Origin of the sequence: Croceitalea vernalis (genome assembly GCF_031846405.1) — a bacterium.
Taxonomy (GTDB): Bacteria; Bacteroidota; Bacteroidia; order Flavobacteriales; family Flavobacteriaceae; genus Croceitalea; species Croceitalea vernalis.
In genome coordinates this window covers 1,364,009-1,382,307 of the sequence record NZ_JAVRHU010000001.1, presented here as the reverse complement: position 1 = coordinate 1,382,307, position 18,299 = coordinate 1,364,009, and the positions used below count along the sequence as shown (strand labels likewise).

The 18,299-nt window shown below is 34.2% G+C and carries 17 protein-coding genes; 8 read left to right on the top strand and 9 right to left on the bottom strand.

Annotation, left to right across the window (positions count from 1 at the left end; translation table 11 throughout):
• Positions 1-29: 29 nt before the first annotated feature.
• The 5 genes from RM520_RS06215 to RM520_RS06195 all read left to right on the top strand — a co-directional run bounded on the left by RM520_RS06215 (position 30) and on the right by RM520_RS06195 (position 5,435).
• A complete protein-coding gene (locus RM520_RS06215) occupies positions 30-2,219 on the top strand; it encodes a DUF7133 domain-containing protein (RefSeq protein WP_311387353.1) in 2,190 nt (729 codons plus the stop codon).
• The gene (locus tag RM520_RS06210; protein WP_311387352.1) at positions 2,188-2,907 is read left to right on the top strand and encodes a 3-keto-disaccharide hydrolase; all 720 of its coding nucleotides are present in this window, start codon (positions 2,188-2,190) and stop codon (positions 2,905-2,907) included. The genes RM520_RS06215 and RM520_RS06210 overlap by 32 nt, the downstream gene beginning before the upstream one ends.
• Positions 2,908-2,988: 81 nt before the next feature.
• On the top strand, positions 2,989-3,648 hold the full coding sequence (gene rpe / locus RM520_RS06205) for a ribulose-phosphate 3-epimerase (protein ID WP_311387351.1): 660 nt from the start codon (positions 2,989-2,991) through the stop codon (positions 3,646-3,648).
• A complete protein-coding gene (locus RM520_RS06200) occupies positions 3,648-4,619 on the top strand; it encodes a YpdA family putative bacillithiol disulfide reductase (protein ID WP_311387350.1) in 972 nt (323 codons plus the stop codon). The genes rpe and RM520_RS06200 overlap by 1 nt, the downstream gene beginning before the upstream one ends.
• A gap of 57 nt (positions 4,620-4,676) precedes the next feature.
• Positions 4,677-5,435 (top strand): hypothetical protein, encoded by a 759-nt coding sequence (locus RM520_RS06195; RefSeq protein WP_311387349.1) that lies wholly within the window; start codon positions 4,677-4,679, stop codon positions 5,433-5,435.
• On the opposite strand, the gene RM520_RS06190 is transcribed toward RM520_RS06195, so the two are convergent.
• From RM520_RS06190 to RM520_RS06175, 4 genes are all read right to left on the bottom strand, one after another.
• Positions 5,428-7,041, bottom strand: coding sequence for a glutamate synthase-related protein (locus tag RM520_RS06190; protein ID WP_311387348.1), 1,614 nt, complete (start codon positions 7,039-7,041; stop codon positions 5,428-5,430). The two genes, RM520_RS06195 and RM520_RS06190, sit on opposite strands and share 8 nt — an antisense overlap.
• A gap of 140 nt (positions 7,042-7,181) precedes the next feature.
• Positions 7,182-7,655, bottom strand: a complete 474-nt coding sequence (locus tag RM520_RS06185; RefSeq protein WP_311384833.1) for a hypothetical protein — start codon at positions 7,653-7,655, stop codon at positions 7,182-7,184.
• A 6-nt stretch (positions 7,656-7,661) separates the two neighbouring features.
• Positions 7,662-7,979, bottom strand: a complete 318-nt coding sequence (locus RM520_RS06180) for a hypothetical protein (protein WP_311384832.1) — start codon at positions 7,977-7,979, stop codon at positions 7,662-7,664.
• A 54-nt stretch (positions 7,980-8,033) separates the two neighbouring features.
• A complete protein-coding gene (locus RM520_RS06175; protein ID WP_311387347.1) occupies positions 8,034-8,615 on the bottom strand; it encodes an RNA polymerase sigma factor in 582 nt (193 codons plus the stop codon).
• Positions 8,616-8,781: 166 nt separating this feature from the next.
• Here RM520_RS06175 and RM520_RS06170 point away from each other — a divergent pair, with 166 nt between their 5' ends.
• From RM520_RS06170 to RM520_RS06160, 3 genes are read left to right on the top strand one after another with little or no spacing between them, the layout of a single operon-like run.
• Complete coding sequence (locus tag RM520_RS06170; RefSeq protein WP_311384830.1) at positions 8,782-9,540, top strand: YHYH protein; 759 nt, start codon at positions 8,782-8,784, stop codon at positions 9,538-9,540.
• A complete protein-coding gene (locus RM520_RS06165; RefSeq protein WP_311387346.1) occupies positions 9,541-10,152 on the top strand; it encodes a toxin-antitoxin system YwqK family antitoxin in 612 nt (203 codons plus the stop codon).
• Complete coding sequence (locus RM520_RS06160) at positions 10,124-10,828, top strand: SCO family protein (RefSeq protein ID WP_311387345.1); 705 nt, start codon at positions 10,124-10,126, stop codon at positions 10,826-10,828. Before RM520_RS06165 ends, RM520_RS06160 begins: the two co-directional genes overlap by 29 nt.
• Here RM520_RS06160 and RM520_RS06155 read toward each other — a convergent pair.
• From RM520_RS06155 to RM520_RS06135, 5 genes are all read right to left on the bottom strand, one after another.
• A complete protein-coding gene (locus RM520_RS06155) occupies positions 10,825-11,967 on the bottom strand; it encodes a glycerate kinase (RefSeq protein ID WP_311387344.1) in 1,143 nt (380 codons plus the stop codon). The genes RM520_RS06160 and RM520_RS06155 overlap by 4 nt on opposite strands.
• Before the next feature lie 11 nt (positions 11,968-11,978).
• A complete protein-coding gene (locus RM520_RS06150) occupies positions 11,979-13,583 on the bottom strand; it encodes a sodium:solute symporter family protein (protein ID WP_311387343.1) in 1,605 nt (534 codons plus the stop codon).
• Positions 13,580-14,173, bottom strand: coding sequence for a GNAT family N-acetyltransferase (locus tag RM520_RS06145; protein WP_311384825.1), 594 nt, complete (start codon positions 14,171-14,173; stop codon positions 13,580-13,582). Before RM520_RS06145 ends, RM520_RS06150 begins: the two co-directional genes overlap by 4 nt.
• 10 nt (positions 14,174-14,183) lie before the next feature.
• Positions 14,184-15,500: an MGH1-like glycoside hydrolase domain-containing protein gene (locus tag RM520_RS06140; protein WP_311387342.1), complete on the bottom strand. Its 1,317-nt coding sequence runs from the start codon at positions 15,498-15,500 to the stop codon at positions 14,184-14,186.
• Positions 15,501-15,593: 93 nt separating this feature from the next.
• Positions 15,594-18,266 (bottom strand): TonB-dependent receptor, encoded by a 2,673-nt coding sequence (locus RM520_RS06135; protein ID WP_311387341.1) that lies wholly within the window; start codon positions 18,264-18,266, stop codon positions 15,594-15,596.
• Positions 18,267-18,299: the final 33 nt, after the last annotated feature.

Below are 18,299 nucleotides of genomic sequence, written 5' to 3'. Positions count from 1 at the left end.
GTTTCTTAAATTGATAAAGATAAAATCGTATGATGAAATTTTTATTAAGGTTAATACCTGCAATCCTTTTCTGTTCTTGTGCAGATAACTATCATGAAACCATAGTTGACCTTTCTAGTTATCAAATTGAAAAAGGCTTTTATTTAGACGCCCTAGCTGCTGAACCACTAATTGACGCTCCTATTGCTCTTAGTTTTGATGATTCAGGCAGCATGTGGGTTTTAGAAATGACAGGTTATATGCAGTCATTAGAAGGTATTAACGAAGAAGCCCCAATTGGTCGAATTGTCATTTTAGAAGATAAGGATAATGATGGTGCAATAGACCATTCTAAGGTATTCTTAGATAACCTAAAATTGGCACGCGCCTTAGCTCATATTAATGGTGGATTATTATATGCCGAGCCGCCCTTTTTATATTTTACCCAGATTAATAAAGACATGACCCCTGGAAAGACAACTATAGTAGACTCCACATATGCAGTTGGCGGCAATGTGGAACATCAACCTAATGGTCTTTTAGTCAATATTGATAATTGGATTTATAGTGCAAAAGCCTCAAAGAGATATCGCCTTAAAGATGATAATTGGATTATTGAAAATACCTCTTTTCGAGGTCAATGGGGTATTTCTAGTGATGACATAGGACGTTTACTTTATAATGATAACTCAAATCAAATAAGAGGAGATTGGGTAACACCAAACCTACTAAATCAAAATCCTGCTTTTCAACCTAAGCTTGCTATTGGAAATAATTTGGTTAGCAATCAAAATGTTTACCCCCTAACCGCCACTGCCGTCAATAGAGGTTACCTGCCAAATATGCTACATGAAGATGGTAAATTAAAACGATTCACAAGTGCTTGTGGACCAGTGTATTTAGAAGGAACATCATTCCCCGACGACTATCAAAGTAACGTAATGGTCTGTGCACCAGAAGCAAATCTTATTAAACGTAATATTTTAGATTTCAATAAATTAAAGATTACTGGAAGACAAGCCTGGACGGGTAAAGAGTTTATTAGTTCAAGTGATGAAGCATTCAGACCTGTAAATCTTTATAATGGGCCAGATGGGGCCATGTATATTGTTGATATGCACAAGGGCATTATTCAACATAAAACATATATGACCAGTTACCTTAGAGAAAACTACATCAAAAAAGGTCTTGATACCATTGTTGGCATGGGAAGAATATTAAAGGTTTCTAACAAAAAGCAGTTACATAAAAATATAGACCTTTCGGTTTTAAAACCCTTAAATCTGATAGATTCCCTTTCATCAAAAAATATTTGGATAAGAAATAGAGCACAACAGTTACTTATTTCAAGAAAAGATATTTCAATCGCCAATCAACTCTTTCAGGTTATAGAAAATGGAGATAGTGAAGTTAGTAAATTACATGCTCTTTATGTCTTGGAGGGGCTTCAAAAATTATCGTTGTCTAATATCAAATTAACAAAGTTACTTCATCAACCAAAATTGGTTTCTCATATTATTAAGCTATGTGTTGAAATGGATACGCAACTAAAAGATGAACAAGTAAAAGCTTTAATGGCTAAGAAAAATGAAATGATAGATTATCACCTGGCATATTATCTTTCTGCAAGGTTAAATAAAAAAAATGAAGCACATCTAGGTCAACTTATAGGACGCTATAAAAATGAAGATTGGTTTAAAGAACCTATACTTTCAGGAATTGAATTAAGTGAAAATACATTCAGTATTTCTAGCGATAAAAACCTGACAAATATTGGAGCTGAAATTGAGCTATTGAAGCAATTAGCTAAAAATCAAAAAACTGCAACAAATGAAAGTGATGGGTTAACAAAAGGAAGAATTCTTTATATGAAGCAATGTGCCACTTGCCATGGTCCTGATGGAAAAGGAAATAAGGGCCTAGCCCCGCCTTTATTAAATTCTGAATATGTATCAGAAGAGCCTGGAAAATTAGCTTCCATTATACTTTATGGATTACAAGGACCGATTTCAGTAAACGGGGAAAAATTCAATATGTCAAATGCAATGCCAGGCATTGGTATTGATAAAAATATATCTGATGAAAATATTAAAGACATTGGAAATTACATTAGAAATGCTTTTACTACCTCACCACAATCTTTAACTAGTCAGGTTGTTGATAGTTTAAGAAATTTACCACGACCTTTAGATAAAATGTACACAGAAAATGAGCTTAAAGAAACTTATACAGAAAATTAATTTTATTGTTATTTCTTGCCTAATTCTATTGAGCTGTAATCAAAGACCTATTGAAGAATGGGTTCAGCTCATTCAGAACAATTCATTAGAAGGCTGGGAAGTTAAAAACGGGCTAGCTGCATATACTGTTGAAAACAACGAAATTACGGGAACAACAATACTAAATTCACCGAATACATTTCTTTGTTCTAAGACTATCTACGATAATTTTATTTTAGAGTTTGAAGTCATGGTTGACACTTCAATTAATTCGGGAGTGCAATTTAGAAGTAATAATTATCCTGAATTCAATAATAACCAAGTTCATGGCTACCAAGCCGAAATAGACCCTAGCACCAGAGCATGGAGCGGTGGAATCTACGAGGAAGGAAAAAGAGGGTGGTTATATGATTTAAAAAACAACGAGAAAGGTCAAAAAGCTTTTAAGAATAATGAATGGAACCACTATCGCATTGAGGCTGTTGAGGATAACCTTTCTATTTGGGTAAATGATATTAATACATCTAACCTAAAAGATAATGCAACCTCTACAGGTTTTATTGGTCTTCAAGTTCATAGTATTGGCATGGATTCTATTAATAATGGCAAAAAAATAAAGTGGAGAAATATTAGAATAATGACCTCAAACCTATCCACTTTTAAAAGGAATCCAACAGCTCGCCTTATCGATACCTCAGAAAAAAAATAATGGTTAAATCTTAAATTCCAGTAACGGTTCCGATGGTCATCCGAGTTTCAATTTTGTACTTTTGTAGTATAGCTTTATTATATGAATCAAAAGTTAATTGCTCCATCTTTATTAGCGGCAGATTTTGGTAATCTACAAAGAGATGTTGAAATGGTCAACAACAGTGAGGCCGACTGGCATCATATTGATGTTATGGATGGTGTTTTTGTACCGAATATTTCATATGGCATGCCTGTCATCAAGGCTATCACAAAACATGCTACCAAACCATTAGATGTACATTTAATGATTGTAGAGCCTGATAGATATATTGATACCTTTGCGGAACTAGGCGCCAATATTCTAACAGTACATTATGAGGCATGCACACATCTACATCGGACCTTACAAGCTATAAAAGCTGCTAAAATGAAAGCTGGTGTGGCCCTGAACCCGCATACACCCATTCATTTATTAGAAGATATTATTCAAGATATTGATTTAGTATGCCTAATGAGTGTTAACCCTGGTTTTGGCGGACAATCTTTTATTAAGAATACATATCCAAAGGTTTCTGACTTAAAAGACCTTATCATAAAAAAGAATTCCAATGCACTTATTGAGATTGATGGCGGAGTCAATTCTGACAACGCAAAAAGTTTAGTTGATTCCGGAGCAGATGTGCTTGTTGCAGGGAGTTTTGTTTTTAAAAGTGAGCATCCTAACAGAACTATTCAAGGCCTAAAACAAATCATTGCCTAATGCAAGATTATGATGTGATTATAGTCGGTGGTGGACCAATTGGTATTGCCTGTGGTTTAGAAGCTAAGAAAAAAGGACTTTCTTATCTTATTATTGAAAAAGGGCCAATTGTAAATTCATTATTCCACTATCCTATTAATATGCAATTTTTCTCTTCTTCAGAAAAGTTAGAGATTGATGATATACCCTTTATAAGCATTGAATCCAAGCCAAAACGTAATGAAGCCCTTGAGTACTATCGCAGAATAGTTGATTCAAATAAACTACATATAAAGTTGTTTGAAAAAGTTCAAGATGTACATAAAAAAACAGATTTATTTTCGGTCACAACCTCAAAATCAACATACACCTCATCTAACTTAATTCTAGCAACAGGTTTTTATGATTTACCTAATAAGCTTGAAGTACTAGGTGAAGATTTGCCCAAAGTGTCTCATTATTACAAAGATCCTCATTTTTATGCTAGTCAAAAATTAACAGTAATTGGAGCAAGTAATTCTGCTATTGATGCAGCTTTAGAATGTTATCGCAAAGGAGCTGAAGTTACCCTAGTAATTCGCGGTTCTGAAGTTGGAAAACGAGTTAAATATTGGGTAAGACCTGATATCATTAATCGTATTGATGAGGGCAGTATTAAAGTTTATTACAATGCTACGGTCAATGAAATTCGAGAATCAGAAATTGATATTAAAACCAATAAAGGAATTATTACTTTAGAAAATGATTTTGTTTTAGCCTTAACGGGCTATAAGCCAAATTTTGAATTTCTTAAAAAATTAGGTGTCCAACTTTCTGATGACGAAAAGCTTTTACCGAATTATAACCCTGATTCGATGGAATCAAATATTAAGGGCCTCTATTTAGCTGGTGTCATTTGCGGTGGAATGGAGACGCATAAATGGTTCATTGAAAACTCAAGAATTCATGCTCCTTTAATTTTTGATTCAATTTTAGAAAACATAAGCAAATAATTTCCACCCATTTTTGCATTTTATTTATCTCGTCATTTAAATTGCATAAATTAGTGTATGGACGTGTTAGCAGAATTTCATTTGGCTTCGCAATATCTTGCCATGGCAGGCGAAAGTTTTTTAGAAGCGAAGGATGACGACAGTCATACAAATTTAGGCTTCTTTAAAGAGGACAATACCATAAGAACATGGTCGTTGGACAATTCAGGCACATATTTAGCATTTAGTTTTGACTCATTCGCTTTGCATTGGGGCACTGATGAGGCTAAAGTTTCATTTGCACTTAAAGGAAAATCTCACGCAGATATTATAAGTTGGATTTCTAAAATGGCCGTTGCTTCAAAAATCTACAAGCCCTACAATTACGATCTACACTATGACCTGCCTTTTAATCAAAATGACAACTATGTTTTTGAATTATCCGATAAAGAGATTTTGAATAATTTATTACAGCTACGCATCTTAGCTCAAAATGTTTTAAAAATCTTTTTAAATAAGCAAAAATTAGAATCAGATATTCGAATTTGGCCACATCATTTAGATACAGGAGCTTTTGTTGTATTAAAGGACGACTCAGGAAAATCTATAGGAATGGGTATGGCCATTCCTGATTCTTTAATTGACGACCATTACTTTTACATAAGTGGATACAAAGGTCATAATAGCTTGAACCTCGATAATTTCTCAAAATTAACACACGGCGAGTGGAAAAATAATGGTTTTAAAGGTGCCATATTACCAAGCTCTAACACTACTCAAAAACAAGCATTACAATTTCTTGATGAAGCCTTCCATCAATATCTTGGAATCAACTAAGTCCAGCAAAAGGTATTCCCGCTAATTCATGCATTTCTTTTTTGAAAGTAGAAAGGTCACTATGATTAAACTTAGTAATATCATCATAACCACAAGCACGAGCAATAACCTTAATTAAGTCATTTGTTGCTCCAAAAAAGTTAGCCAACTGTTTAGCAGAAGAATCAATAATTAATCTAGACCTTAATGATTCCTTTTGTGTGGCAATACCCACTGGGCAGTTATTAGATCCGCAAGCTCGCATACCTAAACAACCTATTGCCTGAATTGCTGAATTTGAAACCGCAATGGCATCAGCACCCATCATCATAGCTTTTGCAAAATCCTCAGCTATTCTAAGTCCGCCAGTAATGACCAAGGTAACATCGGTTGCCCCAACTTTATCTAAATATTTTCTTGCTCGGGCTAATGCAGGAATTGTAGGAACATTAATATTATCTCTTAAAATTGTTGGAGCAGAACCGGTACCTCCTCCTCTACCATCTAAAATGATATAATCCACTCCGACATCTAGGGCGAATTGAATATCTTTTTCTATATGACTTGCCGCAATTTTAAAGCCGATAGGTATCCCTCCTGTTCGTTCTCTGACTTTCGCCGCAAAATCTTTAAAATCATCAACCCCATGAAAATCAGGAAAAGTAGCCGGACTAATAGCCGTTTCTCCTTCATTCAATCCACGTACCTCAGCTATTTCTTTACTAACCTTACTACCAGGTAGATGACCACCAGTGCCCGTTTTTGCTCCTTGTCCACCTTTAAAATGAAAGGCTTGTACATTATCTAATTTATCCCAACTAAACCCAAATTGGGCTGAGGCTAATTCATAAAAGTATTTTGAATTATTTTTTTGTTCTTCTGGTAGCATTCCTCCTTCACCAGAACAAATTCCTGTACCTGACATTTCTGCTCCCTTAGACAAAGCTATTTTGGCTTCTCTGGAAAGCGCCCCAAAGCTCATATCACTAACGAACAAAGGAATATCTAATACCAAAGGTTTCTTAGCCTTTGACCCAATGGTTACCTTGGTGGCGACGTCTTCATTGTCCAATAGGGGTCGTGAGGCTAACTGAGCAGGAAGAAATTGAATGTCTTTCCATTGTGGTAAAGTAGTTCTATCAACACCCATGGAAGCACTAAATCCATGATGTCCCAAGTTTTTCAATCCATTTACAGCTAGTTCTTTTATATACCCAGTATAAGGTTCTGTTTCTTCCGGATGTGTATCTTGATAAGAACCGAGATAAGCTTCTCTATCAAAAGGTTGTGGGTGTTGGGTTTCAAAATCAGCTATCTCATTCTCATCAATTTGAAGTGAATCGCCGATAATATGTTCTTTAAATTTATGAAGCTGTTCATCATTATTGTATTCACTAATACCAGTATCATAACGATAATCCCAGCCATGAACGCCACAAATAAGGTTATGACCATCAATGTGGCCATCTGATAATAATGCTCCTCTATGATGGCATCTTCCATATAACACAGATATTCCAGTCTCATGTTTTATAATTACTAAATCAGTATTCTTAACAAGTGCGTATGCTGGTTGTTTCTCTTGAAGTTCTGAAATCTTTGCAATTTCAACTAGTTTATTGCCCATCGTATTGGTCTTTTAGTCGTTTTACTTGTTTGTCGAAAATAAAGCAAGAGCTTTACTACCGTAATTTAAAGTAAAAAACTTCGACATTACGACGAAATACTAAATATTGAAAAATATATAAAAAGTTTGTTTTGGACAAACTATCTTGGAGGTGGAGGACCGCCTTGATTTGGTCCGTGACCAGCACCCAATCCAGGTCTTAGAGCACCTGAAACAATTTTTTGCAACTTGTTTTTTTGTTTGGCATTACAGATACTTTCTAGTTCTTTAAAATAGGAGAACACTTCCTTTTCCTTGTTATGGGCTAAATCACCTATTAAAATTGTAATAGAATCTAATTTTTTCTCTGTGAAAGCGGGATTATCAAGATTTGAAAAAAGTAAACCTTTTAATTCTCTGGAATCCATTTCCATTTCCCGCATTTTTTGATGATGTTCCTTATCAATCACTCTAAACTTTAGCAATTGGTTATCATCAAGATTAAGTTGTTCTGCAATAAACTTTCTAGGAGGTCTATTATTACCTTCTGGTTTCACAATAAACAAATACAATAAAACACCATTCATAACCATCAAAAAAACCAGAAATATTGTTAGAAGTAGATTTTTCTTCATTCTAGTTTAATTTAAAATTGAGTCTTGAATAGTATTTGAAAGACCATAAGCCTGGGCATAATTTTGAAGTTCAACTTCCTTGTTAGAGGCACTATAATTATAAAGCGCTATCAAATTAAGCATAACAAATAAAACCATTGCAGCAATTTGATATTTTGGCGTAAACCAAAACAACCAATCTGTTGCAGATTTCTCAGTTGAACTTTGAGATAGTTTATTCAATACCTTATCCTTAAAAAAAGCTGGAGTATTAACTTTATCTAGCACCAAAGGCGTATCGAGAAGTTCATCTATAAATTTCGAAGTATTTTTTTTATCATTCATGGTCTTTAATGATGGTCTTGTTTTAATTAGATGTCAAAATGTTCTAAAACTTGCTTACCTTCCTTCTTTTTTATAAAAAACAGTTAAAATTTCTTTTAATTTTCTTTTAGCCCTAAATAATAGTGATTCAATTGATGATACACTTTTCTTAGTAATTTCACTGATTTCTTTATAGCTAAGCCCGTCAATTTTATTTAATGTAAACACTATTCTTTGAGCCTCTGGAAGTTCGTTAATTGCTCTAAAAAGAATTTCCTTTTGCTCTTTATTTTCTAATTGAATTCCTGGGTGATTGAATTCCGTAAAATATAAAGTCCTATCGACAGGTATGGCATTACCAGAAATTGATTGCATAAAACCAAATCGTTTTTTGGTATTCTTTTTTCTAATAAACTCCAGGCATTTATTTACAGAAATACGATAAATCCAAGTTGATAACTTGGAATTACCTTTAAAATTTCCAACAGAATTATAGACTTCAACAAAAACTTCCTGAGCTATATCTTCTGCATCTTCTAAATTCGGCACAAAGGATAAGCATGTATTAAAAACTTTTTTTTGGTAATCATCCAACAGTTTTCCATAAGCTGCTTGGCTTTGGTTTTTTAGTTCTAACAAGAATTGCCTTTCGTCCAAAAGCTTATTTAGTTTTTCAAATACAAAGTAACCTAATTATTTTTTGAAAAAGAGCGCAAGTTTTTTCTCGATACCTCATCTTAAGATATAGCTCACCCATTAAAAATGAAATATGAGCTTTGATTTTATCTGATTATTAATTCAATTTTAACTAAAAAAAAGAAATATGAAAACATTTCCATTTTTCGCTTTAATGGCAATATTCACTACTTTATTTATTGCTTGCAGCTCCGATGGTGACGATATTACTGACGATGAAAATGCCACCGATGATGAAGTAGCCGTAACCGAGTTACATGCAGCTTTTGAAGAATTCAATAGTGAGGCCACGGAAATTTACTTATCAAATAACGGAACAACAGTTACGATTGAGACCACTGGTTTACCCAATCACGAAACCGTATACTGGGGAGAAGGTAATGATTTGTATAGAGAAGAACCCGACGTAAGACTTACTCCTTCAATTATGAGCAGTAACAACAATGCGTCTACCATAATAGTTGACGCCGTTCCAAATTTGGTTGGTAGCACAAGTCAAACTCAGCTTGGAACAATCGGTATAGCAGTTAGTGGCTCAGCTATTTTTAATGACCAAGAAGGTGGCGGCACCCTTGATCAAGCTGCCGGAAGCTTAGATTGGACTGGAGCACATATTGGTCCAGGTGTATACCATTATCATCTGGAACCTGTGGCATTTACTAATGATGATGATAATTTGGTTGGAGTATTGTTAGATGGCGTTTTCCTTTATGGAAGACGAGATTATCCGTCAAATGAATACCCAGCAGACTTAGACGAATCTGGTGGTCATTTTGGACCCACACCTCACAATCCTGATGGAGAATATCACTATCATATTATCAATGAGATTTATTCAACAACCGGTTCCTATATTGCTTTTGCCGGCCCCTTTCAAGGTTATTAAATGAAAAAGAATATTCTAATTTTCATTCTTTCAATTCTGCTTTTTAGCTCATGTGAAGAGACTAAGCAAACTTCAAATGATACTAATCATCTCATCGCAGTTATTCCAAATATTGAAGTTTTAAAAGATAGCATTCAACTTAATGGAAATGAAGGAAATTGGTATTATAAAAACGAACTGTTTAACGGTTATTCAGTAAGGTATTACCCAAATAATACTTTACAACAAAAGGTTGGTTTTTTAAATGGTAAGAAAGTGGGGGTTGCTAAAATATGGCATCCGAATAGTGTACTAAAGGTTCAATCTCACTATAATAAGAATACTTTATCTGGGCTTTATCAATCTTGGTGGGACAACGGTAATTTGGCTTCTGAATCATTTTATAAAAATGGAAAAATAGATGGAGTATCAAAAGAATGGTATCCAAATGGAGTTTTATCTAAATCACGAAACTTATCAGAAGGACAAGAAGTAGGAATGCAACAAGCATGGCTCAAAAACGGAACATTGTATGTAAATTACGAAGCCAAAAATGGAAGAATTTTTGGTATGAGGCGAGCGAATTCATGTTATAAACTAGAAAATGAAGTGGTTATATCATCTAAAAATTAAAGGCTTACAATTAGTGTTTTTTGGATTCTTGATTTGCAATATATGCTGTAAATCAGAAACCAAAAAGGAAAAAAGAAAAGTAATTGAAACTGCACGTGTTGAGAGTCTACCCTATTTTGGAGATATAACTTTTACACCAAAATGGCTTACCCCTGGTAGTGAAGAAGAAAAGAATTTTCATAAAATTCCTCCATTTAATTTAACAAATCAGCTTGGAGAAGAAGTAACTCTGGATACCTTTAATGACAAACTAATGGTAGTTGATTTCTTTTTTACGAGTTGTCCAGGAATTTGTCTTAAAATGACGGCCAACATGACGTTGATACAAGATGAATTCAAAAATGACTCAGAAGTTTCCATTTTATCACATTCTGTTACACCAACAATAGATTCTGTTTCTGTATTACAAGACTACGCAAAGAAATACGATGTTATTAATAACAAATGGCACTTGGTTACCGGAAATAAACAAGAAATATATACGCTAGGTCGAGAACATTATTTTGTTGAAAATGATTTAGGTGAGCTAAAAAGTGTTGATGATTTTTTACATACCGAAAACTTTTTATTAATTGATAAAAACAAGCATATTCGGGGCATTTATAACGGTTTAAATAGGGCTTCAATTGCTCAACTTATTATAGATATTAAAGCTTTGAAAAAAGAAGTGATTTAGACTAATGTGATATCTCTTTTAAGAATTTTTGCAAAATTATAAGCCGCATATTCTAAGTTCACATAACTAGAAGCAAGGGCTTCATTAAAAGAACTAATATTTTTTAAGATTGAACATGCATAAGTAAGTCCCATATCTTCCTGCTCTTCATATGATAAGTCAATTGATCCGCATAATGCTGCTACAGGAACATTTTCTTTTTTAGCGGACCGTACCACACCAAAAATCGTTTTGCCGGAAAATGTTTGACTATCAAGTTTTCCTTCACCAGTTATTATCCAATTTGCTTGACTAATAGCCATATCAAAATCAGCAATTTCTTTAACCAATTCAATCCCAGGTTTTAAAATAGCATTTAAAAAAACAACTGAGCCACCACCAATTCCCCCTGCGGCACCAGACCCTGAGAGTTTTTGTACATCAATTCCAAACTCTTTTTTTATAATGCTAGCAAAATGCTCCAGTCCATCATCTAAAAGAGTAATATCATTTTTTGATGCTCCTTTCTGTTGAGCATAAACAAAAGCCGCACCATTGGCACCATAAAATGGATTATCAACATCACAAGCCACTTTAAACTCTACATCAGACAATCTTTTATTAACTTTTTGAGCAGAAATATGTTGAACATGAATCAAATTTTCACCTGTAGGTTTAAGAACTTGACCATTTGAATCTAAGAATTCATAACCTAAGGCAGACGCCATTCCCATTCCTCCATCATTAGTAGCGCTGCCACCAATACCTAAAATGACCTGTTCGACACCCTTATCAAGCGCATCCGAAATTAATTCTCCCGTCCCTAATGTTGTTGCTCGCTTGCAGTCTAGTTCAGCATTAGTTAATAGTTTATAACCTGATGCTTCTGACATTTCGATAAACGCAGTTTTCTTTTTATAAGAATAAAGATACTTGGCATTAATTTCTTTGAACATAGGGTTCTTGACCAATACTTCAACCTCATCAGCTTTAAGATACTCCTTCACTACTTCCAAGGTACCATCTCCGCCATCCGCTAGAGGCTTTTTAACAATTATCGAATTAGGGAAAACTTTTTTTATACCACTTTCTACCGCATCACAAAATTCAAATCCACTAAGTGAACCTTTATACTTATCAGGAGCTAGGACAAACTTCATATGCTATTTAATTAACTAAACATGGATGGCAGTGACAGACTTATTAGAATAATCATAATAAAAAAGCCTACTAATATGACAACTTCTTTTTTTCCTGAATAAAAAACAACCTCGAGGCCCTCGTTAGCTTTTTTCTTAATTAAATTACTCACAACTAAAGCTACGGCTACTGTAAGTAAACAACCTATAGCGTTCCACCAAAACCAAAAAATTTCTGGAACATATAACCATAAATACATATTAAATAGCACACCCGATACAATACCAATATTTGCTCCCAAGGCATGTGTTTTTTTGGTTAAAATAGCCAAAATAAAAGCAGCTAAAATAGGACCATAAAAAACAGAACTTACCTTATTTATGACTTCAATTACAGTGCCCTCTATATTACCTGCAAAAAACGCGAAAAACAAACAGACTAAACCCCAAAAAAGTGATAATAAACGTGAGTTCATAACATAACTCTTATCACTCATATTCGGTTTAAATCTCTTCACAAAGTCTTCCATTGAAACAGCAGAAAGAGAATTCACAGTTGAGCTTAATGAAGACATTGCCGCCGACATAATAGCCACAATCAAAATTCCAATAACTCCATTAGGTAAATAGTTAATTATAAAAACCGGAACCATTAAATCCGCCTTTTTCCCTTCTAATGATTCAATGTTTGTCTGATATGTAGCATCCATCAAGCTTTGAAAACTTAGGTCTTGTAGTAAAAGTGTTCCTAATACCAATCCCATAATACAATAAGTTAATGTTAACGGAAATCTAAACAAGCCATTTGCTAATAACAACTTTTTTATTGTTGGCATTCCTTTGGCCGACAACAATCTTTGAGACTGTGTTTGGTCTGTACCATAATAAGAAGCATAAAGAAAGAAACCTCCAATAACCATAGGCCAAAATCCAAACTCATCTTTACCATCAGCGTTATCAAAACCCCATTTACTAAAGTCTACAGCCGTCAATCTATCTTGGTCAACATTAGTAAGGAAATTTTCAAATCCGCCCAATTCACTGATACCATAAAAGAGGCAAATCAGTATTCCAAAAAATAGAATTACCATTTGTATAACATCTCCCCAAATCACTGCCTTCATTCCACCTTGAAATGAATATACTAAAGTAATTACCCCTATGATTAGGATTGATATCCAAAAATCTATCCCCACAGTTGCTTGTAAGATTAATGCCATAGTATAAACCATAACACCTGTAGCCACAGAACGGCTTATTTGAAAAACAAAACTTATCAATAAACGTGAAGAAGCATCAAAACGGTTTTCTAAATACTCATAGACACTTACTATCCCAGATTTATATAGTGTGGGTATGACCGCTATTAGTAAAAAAGCCATTGCTAAGGGTACTCCAAACTCATAGGTAAGCCATTGAAGTCCTCCGCCCTCTTTTAGACCAACAAATGCAGGAGCAGATATAAAACTAATTGCAGATAATTGAGTTGCCATTGTTGAAAGACTAAGTGGCAACCAGCCCATACTTCGACCCCCTAAAAAATAGTCTCCTGAACTCTTATTTTCTTTAAAAAAGTAACCAATCCCTAAAAATCCTATTAGATAGGCTACGATGATTATATAATCTAAGTAGTTCATAATTTATTTTTTAAAATTTCTCGTTTAACAGTTAACCACTCCTCTTTTAGAATTCCGAATAAAATAGCGTCCGACCTACCTTTCTTGTGTATAGATGGAAATAAATTTCTTAATCTCCCCTCTTCAGAACAAGTAGCACTTTTCATAGCCATAAGGCTAACATCATTTTCTTCATGAGCGCCAAGGCCCAATCGTTCAAATTGTATTTGCTTAAAAGCAAAGTCAAAAAGTAAAAACTTACAATTTTTGTTTAGTCCAGTTCCTCTAAAATCTTTGCCATACCATGTATAACCTAAACGCGCAACATTAAATTCATTCGATATTTCAAATAAACGAGTACTTCCGGCGTACCTCTGAGTTATTTTATCATAAATAGCAAAAGGGTATTCCTTTTCTTTTTCTCGAAATTCAACAGCCTCATTGACATATCCTTTAAAATTCTTTTTACCATTTGAACGACCTAAAAAGTAAGTCCAGATATATTCTTCATGAGCAATGTCTTTTAATTTATAAAAATGATTCTTTTGTAGTGGTTCTAATCTAACCCTTTTGTTTTCCAGAATATAATTAGACTTAAAATCAAATGACATACTTTTTTATTTAAACTTCCTCTTTTAAAAAGTCAATAAGCAAGGCTGCAGTCCATGAAAAATTATTCCCACCATAACCATTACTATCTGCATCTGGATTTGATTGTCTAGAATCAAAATATTCAAAAAATCCATTTTTTTCTATTAACTCAAGTGAATCAGACTTTATTCTGCTTGCTAAATCGTAAAATCCATGTCTTTTCAATCCATGATATAAAATCCAATTCATATTAATCCAGACCGGCCCTCTCCAATATTTCTTAGGATTGAACTTTTCATGTGTAGGATCAAAAGACGCACAAAGGTATCTACCCGCATCACCAAATTTTTCTAACATAGTTTTAGCAAGAGATTCAGCTATTAATCTAGTCGGAGCACTGGAATATAATGGAGCAAATGATGAAGAACAGATATATGGTATTTGTCTGTTGTTTCTTAAATCAAAATGCACATAGGCACCTAAATCTTTATGAAATAATTTTGAGTTTAAACTTTGCACACTTTTAAGTTGATTTTGTTTTAAATAATCAACTTTTTCTTCATTATTTCCAATTGACTCGTATAACCTAATTAAAGATTCATTGGACCTTATAAGGACAGAATTAAATAACGGATCTAATACTAAAAAGGGCGAAAGCTCTGCTATTTTCGCATCATCATAATTATGCTCTTTAGCAATCTCAATAATATGTAAATAATGATCATATTCTCTTTTTGAAGGTCTTTGAGATGCATCAACATGCGAAGTATCTCGGCGTTCAAAAGTATATTCGGGTGGATTCATTGTTTCCCAAATATCATCCCATAACGGAGAATTATCCGTACCAGACTCCCAATTATGGTAGATATATACCAACCCATCATTATTTAAATCTCTGTTTTCATAGAAATAAACATGATTTTCATAAACCTTATCAATTTGCTTTTTAATAAAGTTCATCATGTCTTCTTTATTCTTTGCTATTTCATAAAGACGCTCTAAGATAAATCCGAATACGGGTGGCTGGGTCATGCCTGTTGACCTGTACTTTTTTGATGCTAAAGGATGTAAATTGGACTTATGAAAATTGGGCCCAGGAAAATAGGTGTCACTATCGTTATGAAAAACAATATGTGGTATGAAACCATTTTCCCATTGAGCATCTAAAATTGTTTCGACCTCTTTTTTTGCTTTACTAATATCGTAATGAGCAAAACCTAGTGCGATGAAACCAGAATCCCATTTCCATTGAAAAGGATATAAACCTTTACTTGGAATTGTAAAACCTCCATCTTGAAAGTTGCGATCTAATACTTGGATAGCCTTATCTATCATTTGCTCTTTCATAGTAATAGTATAATTATAAATAGAATCATTGGCGGGTAAACCACCAATGATTCATTGAACTAAAAAACTAACTTAAACTATTTTTTGCGCTAATTAAAAATTAAATGTAGCTGTTAAGAAAAATCTTCTTGGCAGTATAGGTCGTCCAAAAAAGAACTCACCGTCTGCAGATTGACCGGCTATACCAGCTCTTGGATTACCTTCAGTAAGCCCAGCGCTGTCAAAAAGATTAAAAACAGAAAGACCCAATCTCAATGAATTCACATCTTGCGTTTTAAAAGTATAACCAGCTCCTAATCTAGCTATTGTAATAGCATCTAATTCTACGTTATTAGTGTCATCTGTAAACTTACTCCCTGTATGGTTAAGGGTAAAATTCGCATCAAAACTTTTATCATCATAGTTAAGACCTAGGCTACCTAAAAAATTAGGTTGTCTAGCAATCTCATTTCCCTCGTTTATAGTTGAAGTGGTATTTGCTATCAAATCTGTGGTTTGATTCTGCGTAATCTCATGACTTTGATAGGTAATTGTAGCATTGACATTAAATACATCAGAAATTAAATATTTACCTGTGGCTTCCAATCCGAAGGTTCTAGTGGTTTGCTCACTTCTTGCCTGATCCACTAATTGTCCGCCAGATATGGCTTGATCAATTCTTATACGATCACTTAGATTAACAAAATATCCGGCAACAGAACCTGAAAAGCTTGAAGTTCCAAATTTTGCTCCAAGTTCTCCTTGGATAATTGTTTCAGCTTCATAGTTAGTTTCTCTAATGCCAGGAGTCGGAGCAAAACCTCTTTGTTGAGGAAAGAAAAATCCTCTTGAAAAGTTGGCATACAAATTAGTAGATTCTGTTAGCTCATAAAGACCTGCAAGAGAAAGGGCCCAATCGGTATCCTTAATAGTTCCGGTAACAAAGCTACCGTTTGTAAACCTTACATTGGCTAACTCTGGTGTTAGTTCTGGGTTATCATAAACCTGAGTTTCTTCCAAGCCTGGGTTACCATCATTAAATGTTCCAGCTGTAGATTCAATTCTGACTCCAACATCAAACCTCCAACGGTCAAATACCATTTCATCAGTTAAATAAAAAGCTGTTCTACTTTGAGTTAGAAAACGATTAGTAGCCATACCAATTCTATTATATATACCACCATCAGAGTAAATCACGTTATTACCACCAGCTGCCGTATAACTTAAATTGACAAGTCTTGGGTTATTGTTAAACTCAGAAAGAACTCTATACTGATAATTGACATCTTCTGCCTCTGTTCTAGCCATATAAGTTCCTAAAGTATACGTGTGTGCATTATCGGCTGATTTAAAAATTAAACTAGCTTCACCAGAATAATCCATCATTGGTCTTAAACGATCTACGTGTAAATTCTCAACAACCAAATCATTACCATTTATTTGCTCACCACTGCCTCCTTGATATTGGGCATTAAAAGCTGTATTTCCTGGAGCTACTGCGGCAACATAATCATTGAGTGAAATAGGATTTCCAAAACTTCCATTACCACCAACATATAAGGCAAAACTATGCTGATAATCTGCATATTTCACTTTTGCTTTGAACCTTGTATTGTCTGATAAATTATAAATAAAATCACCCATTAAATAGCCACCTTTAGTATATACCCCATCTTCTATAGGACTTTTATACACACCACCTGGAGTCAAAAATGAAGTCTCTGCTAACTCACCACTTAATAATTGTTCAACATCTTCGCCATCATTACCAGCAATACGCTCTCTAGACCCCCCTTGTAGCGGTAAGGGTAAAAAGAATTGTGCTCGATCATTAATAAACTGACCGTGTAAAGTGACAGAACCATTTTCAAAGCGTTTTTTGATGTTCCCTCTAAACTGAACACCCCTTGTCGCTAGACCGGTTTCAATTGGTCCATCATCTTTACGTACAAAGCCAGTAAATGAATAAAAGGTATTGGAATCTTCACCACCTAATTTACCTCCAGAATAAAAATCAGTTTTTAATCTTCCTCTCGACCCATATTCCATATTAATAATATTTCCAGGGTTTGTATCTCCGGTTTTACTAGTATAGTTAATAATACCTGCAACTGAACCAGCTCCGTAAAGTACGGCTGCCCCACCCCGAACAAATTCTACGCCTTTAAATCCAATATCAGGTCTGGCGTAAACATCATGTGCTGATGAATTCAAACCAAAAGTGCTCATTAATGGCATTCCATCATATTGTAATGGATTAAAAACATACTGTCCTCCAGATGGTAAACCTCTAACGAATAAGTTTGTAGCCGTTTCACCACCCCCACCTTCTGCTGTAATACCTGGAACATCTCTCAAGATATCTGCTTGACTATTTGCAGATAACTTTGTAATTGCAGCCATTTTTTTAGAACTAATAGATAATGGGGCTTGTTTTTGAGACCTAAAAGTACTGGAAGCTGTTATTACAACTTCATCTAGTTGTTGCCCGCTTTCAGTTAAAACAACACTCAATACAATAGGAGATCCGTTTAATTCAACAGTTTGTTCAGAAGGAGTGAATCCTATAAAAGAAATACGAACAGTTTGAGTACCTGTTAAACTTGTTGAAAGTAAAAAATTTCCATCAAAATCTGATGTAGTACCTTCAGTTGTGCCGTTAATTAAAACATTGGCTCCTAAAATAGGAATACCTGATGCATCTTTTACGTTTCCGCTAATTTCTGTTTGTGCTATAATAGAACTTAAGCCAAAAAGTACTATTACCGCAAAGAGTAAATTTTTCATAATGATTTAGTTATTTGTTAATTGAGCTTTACA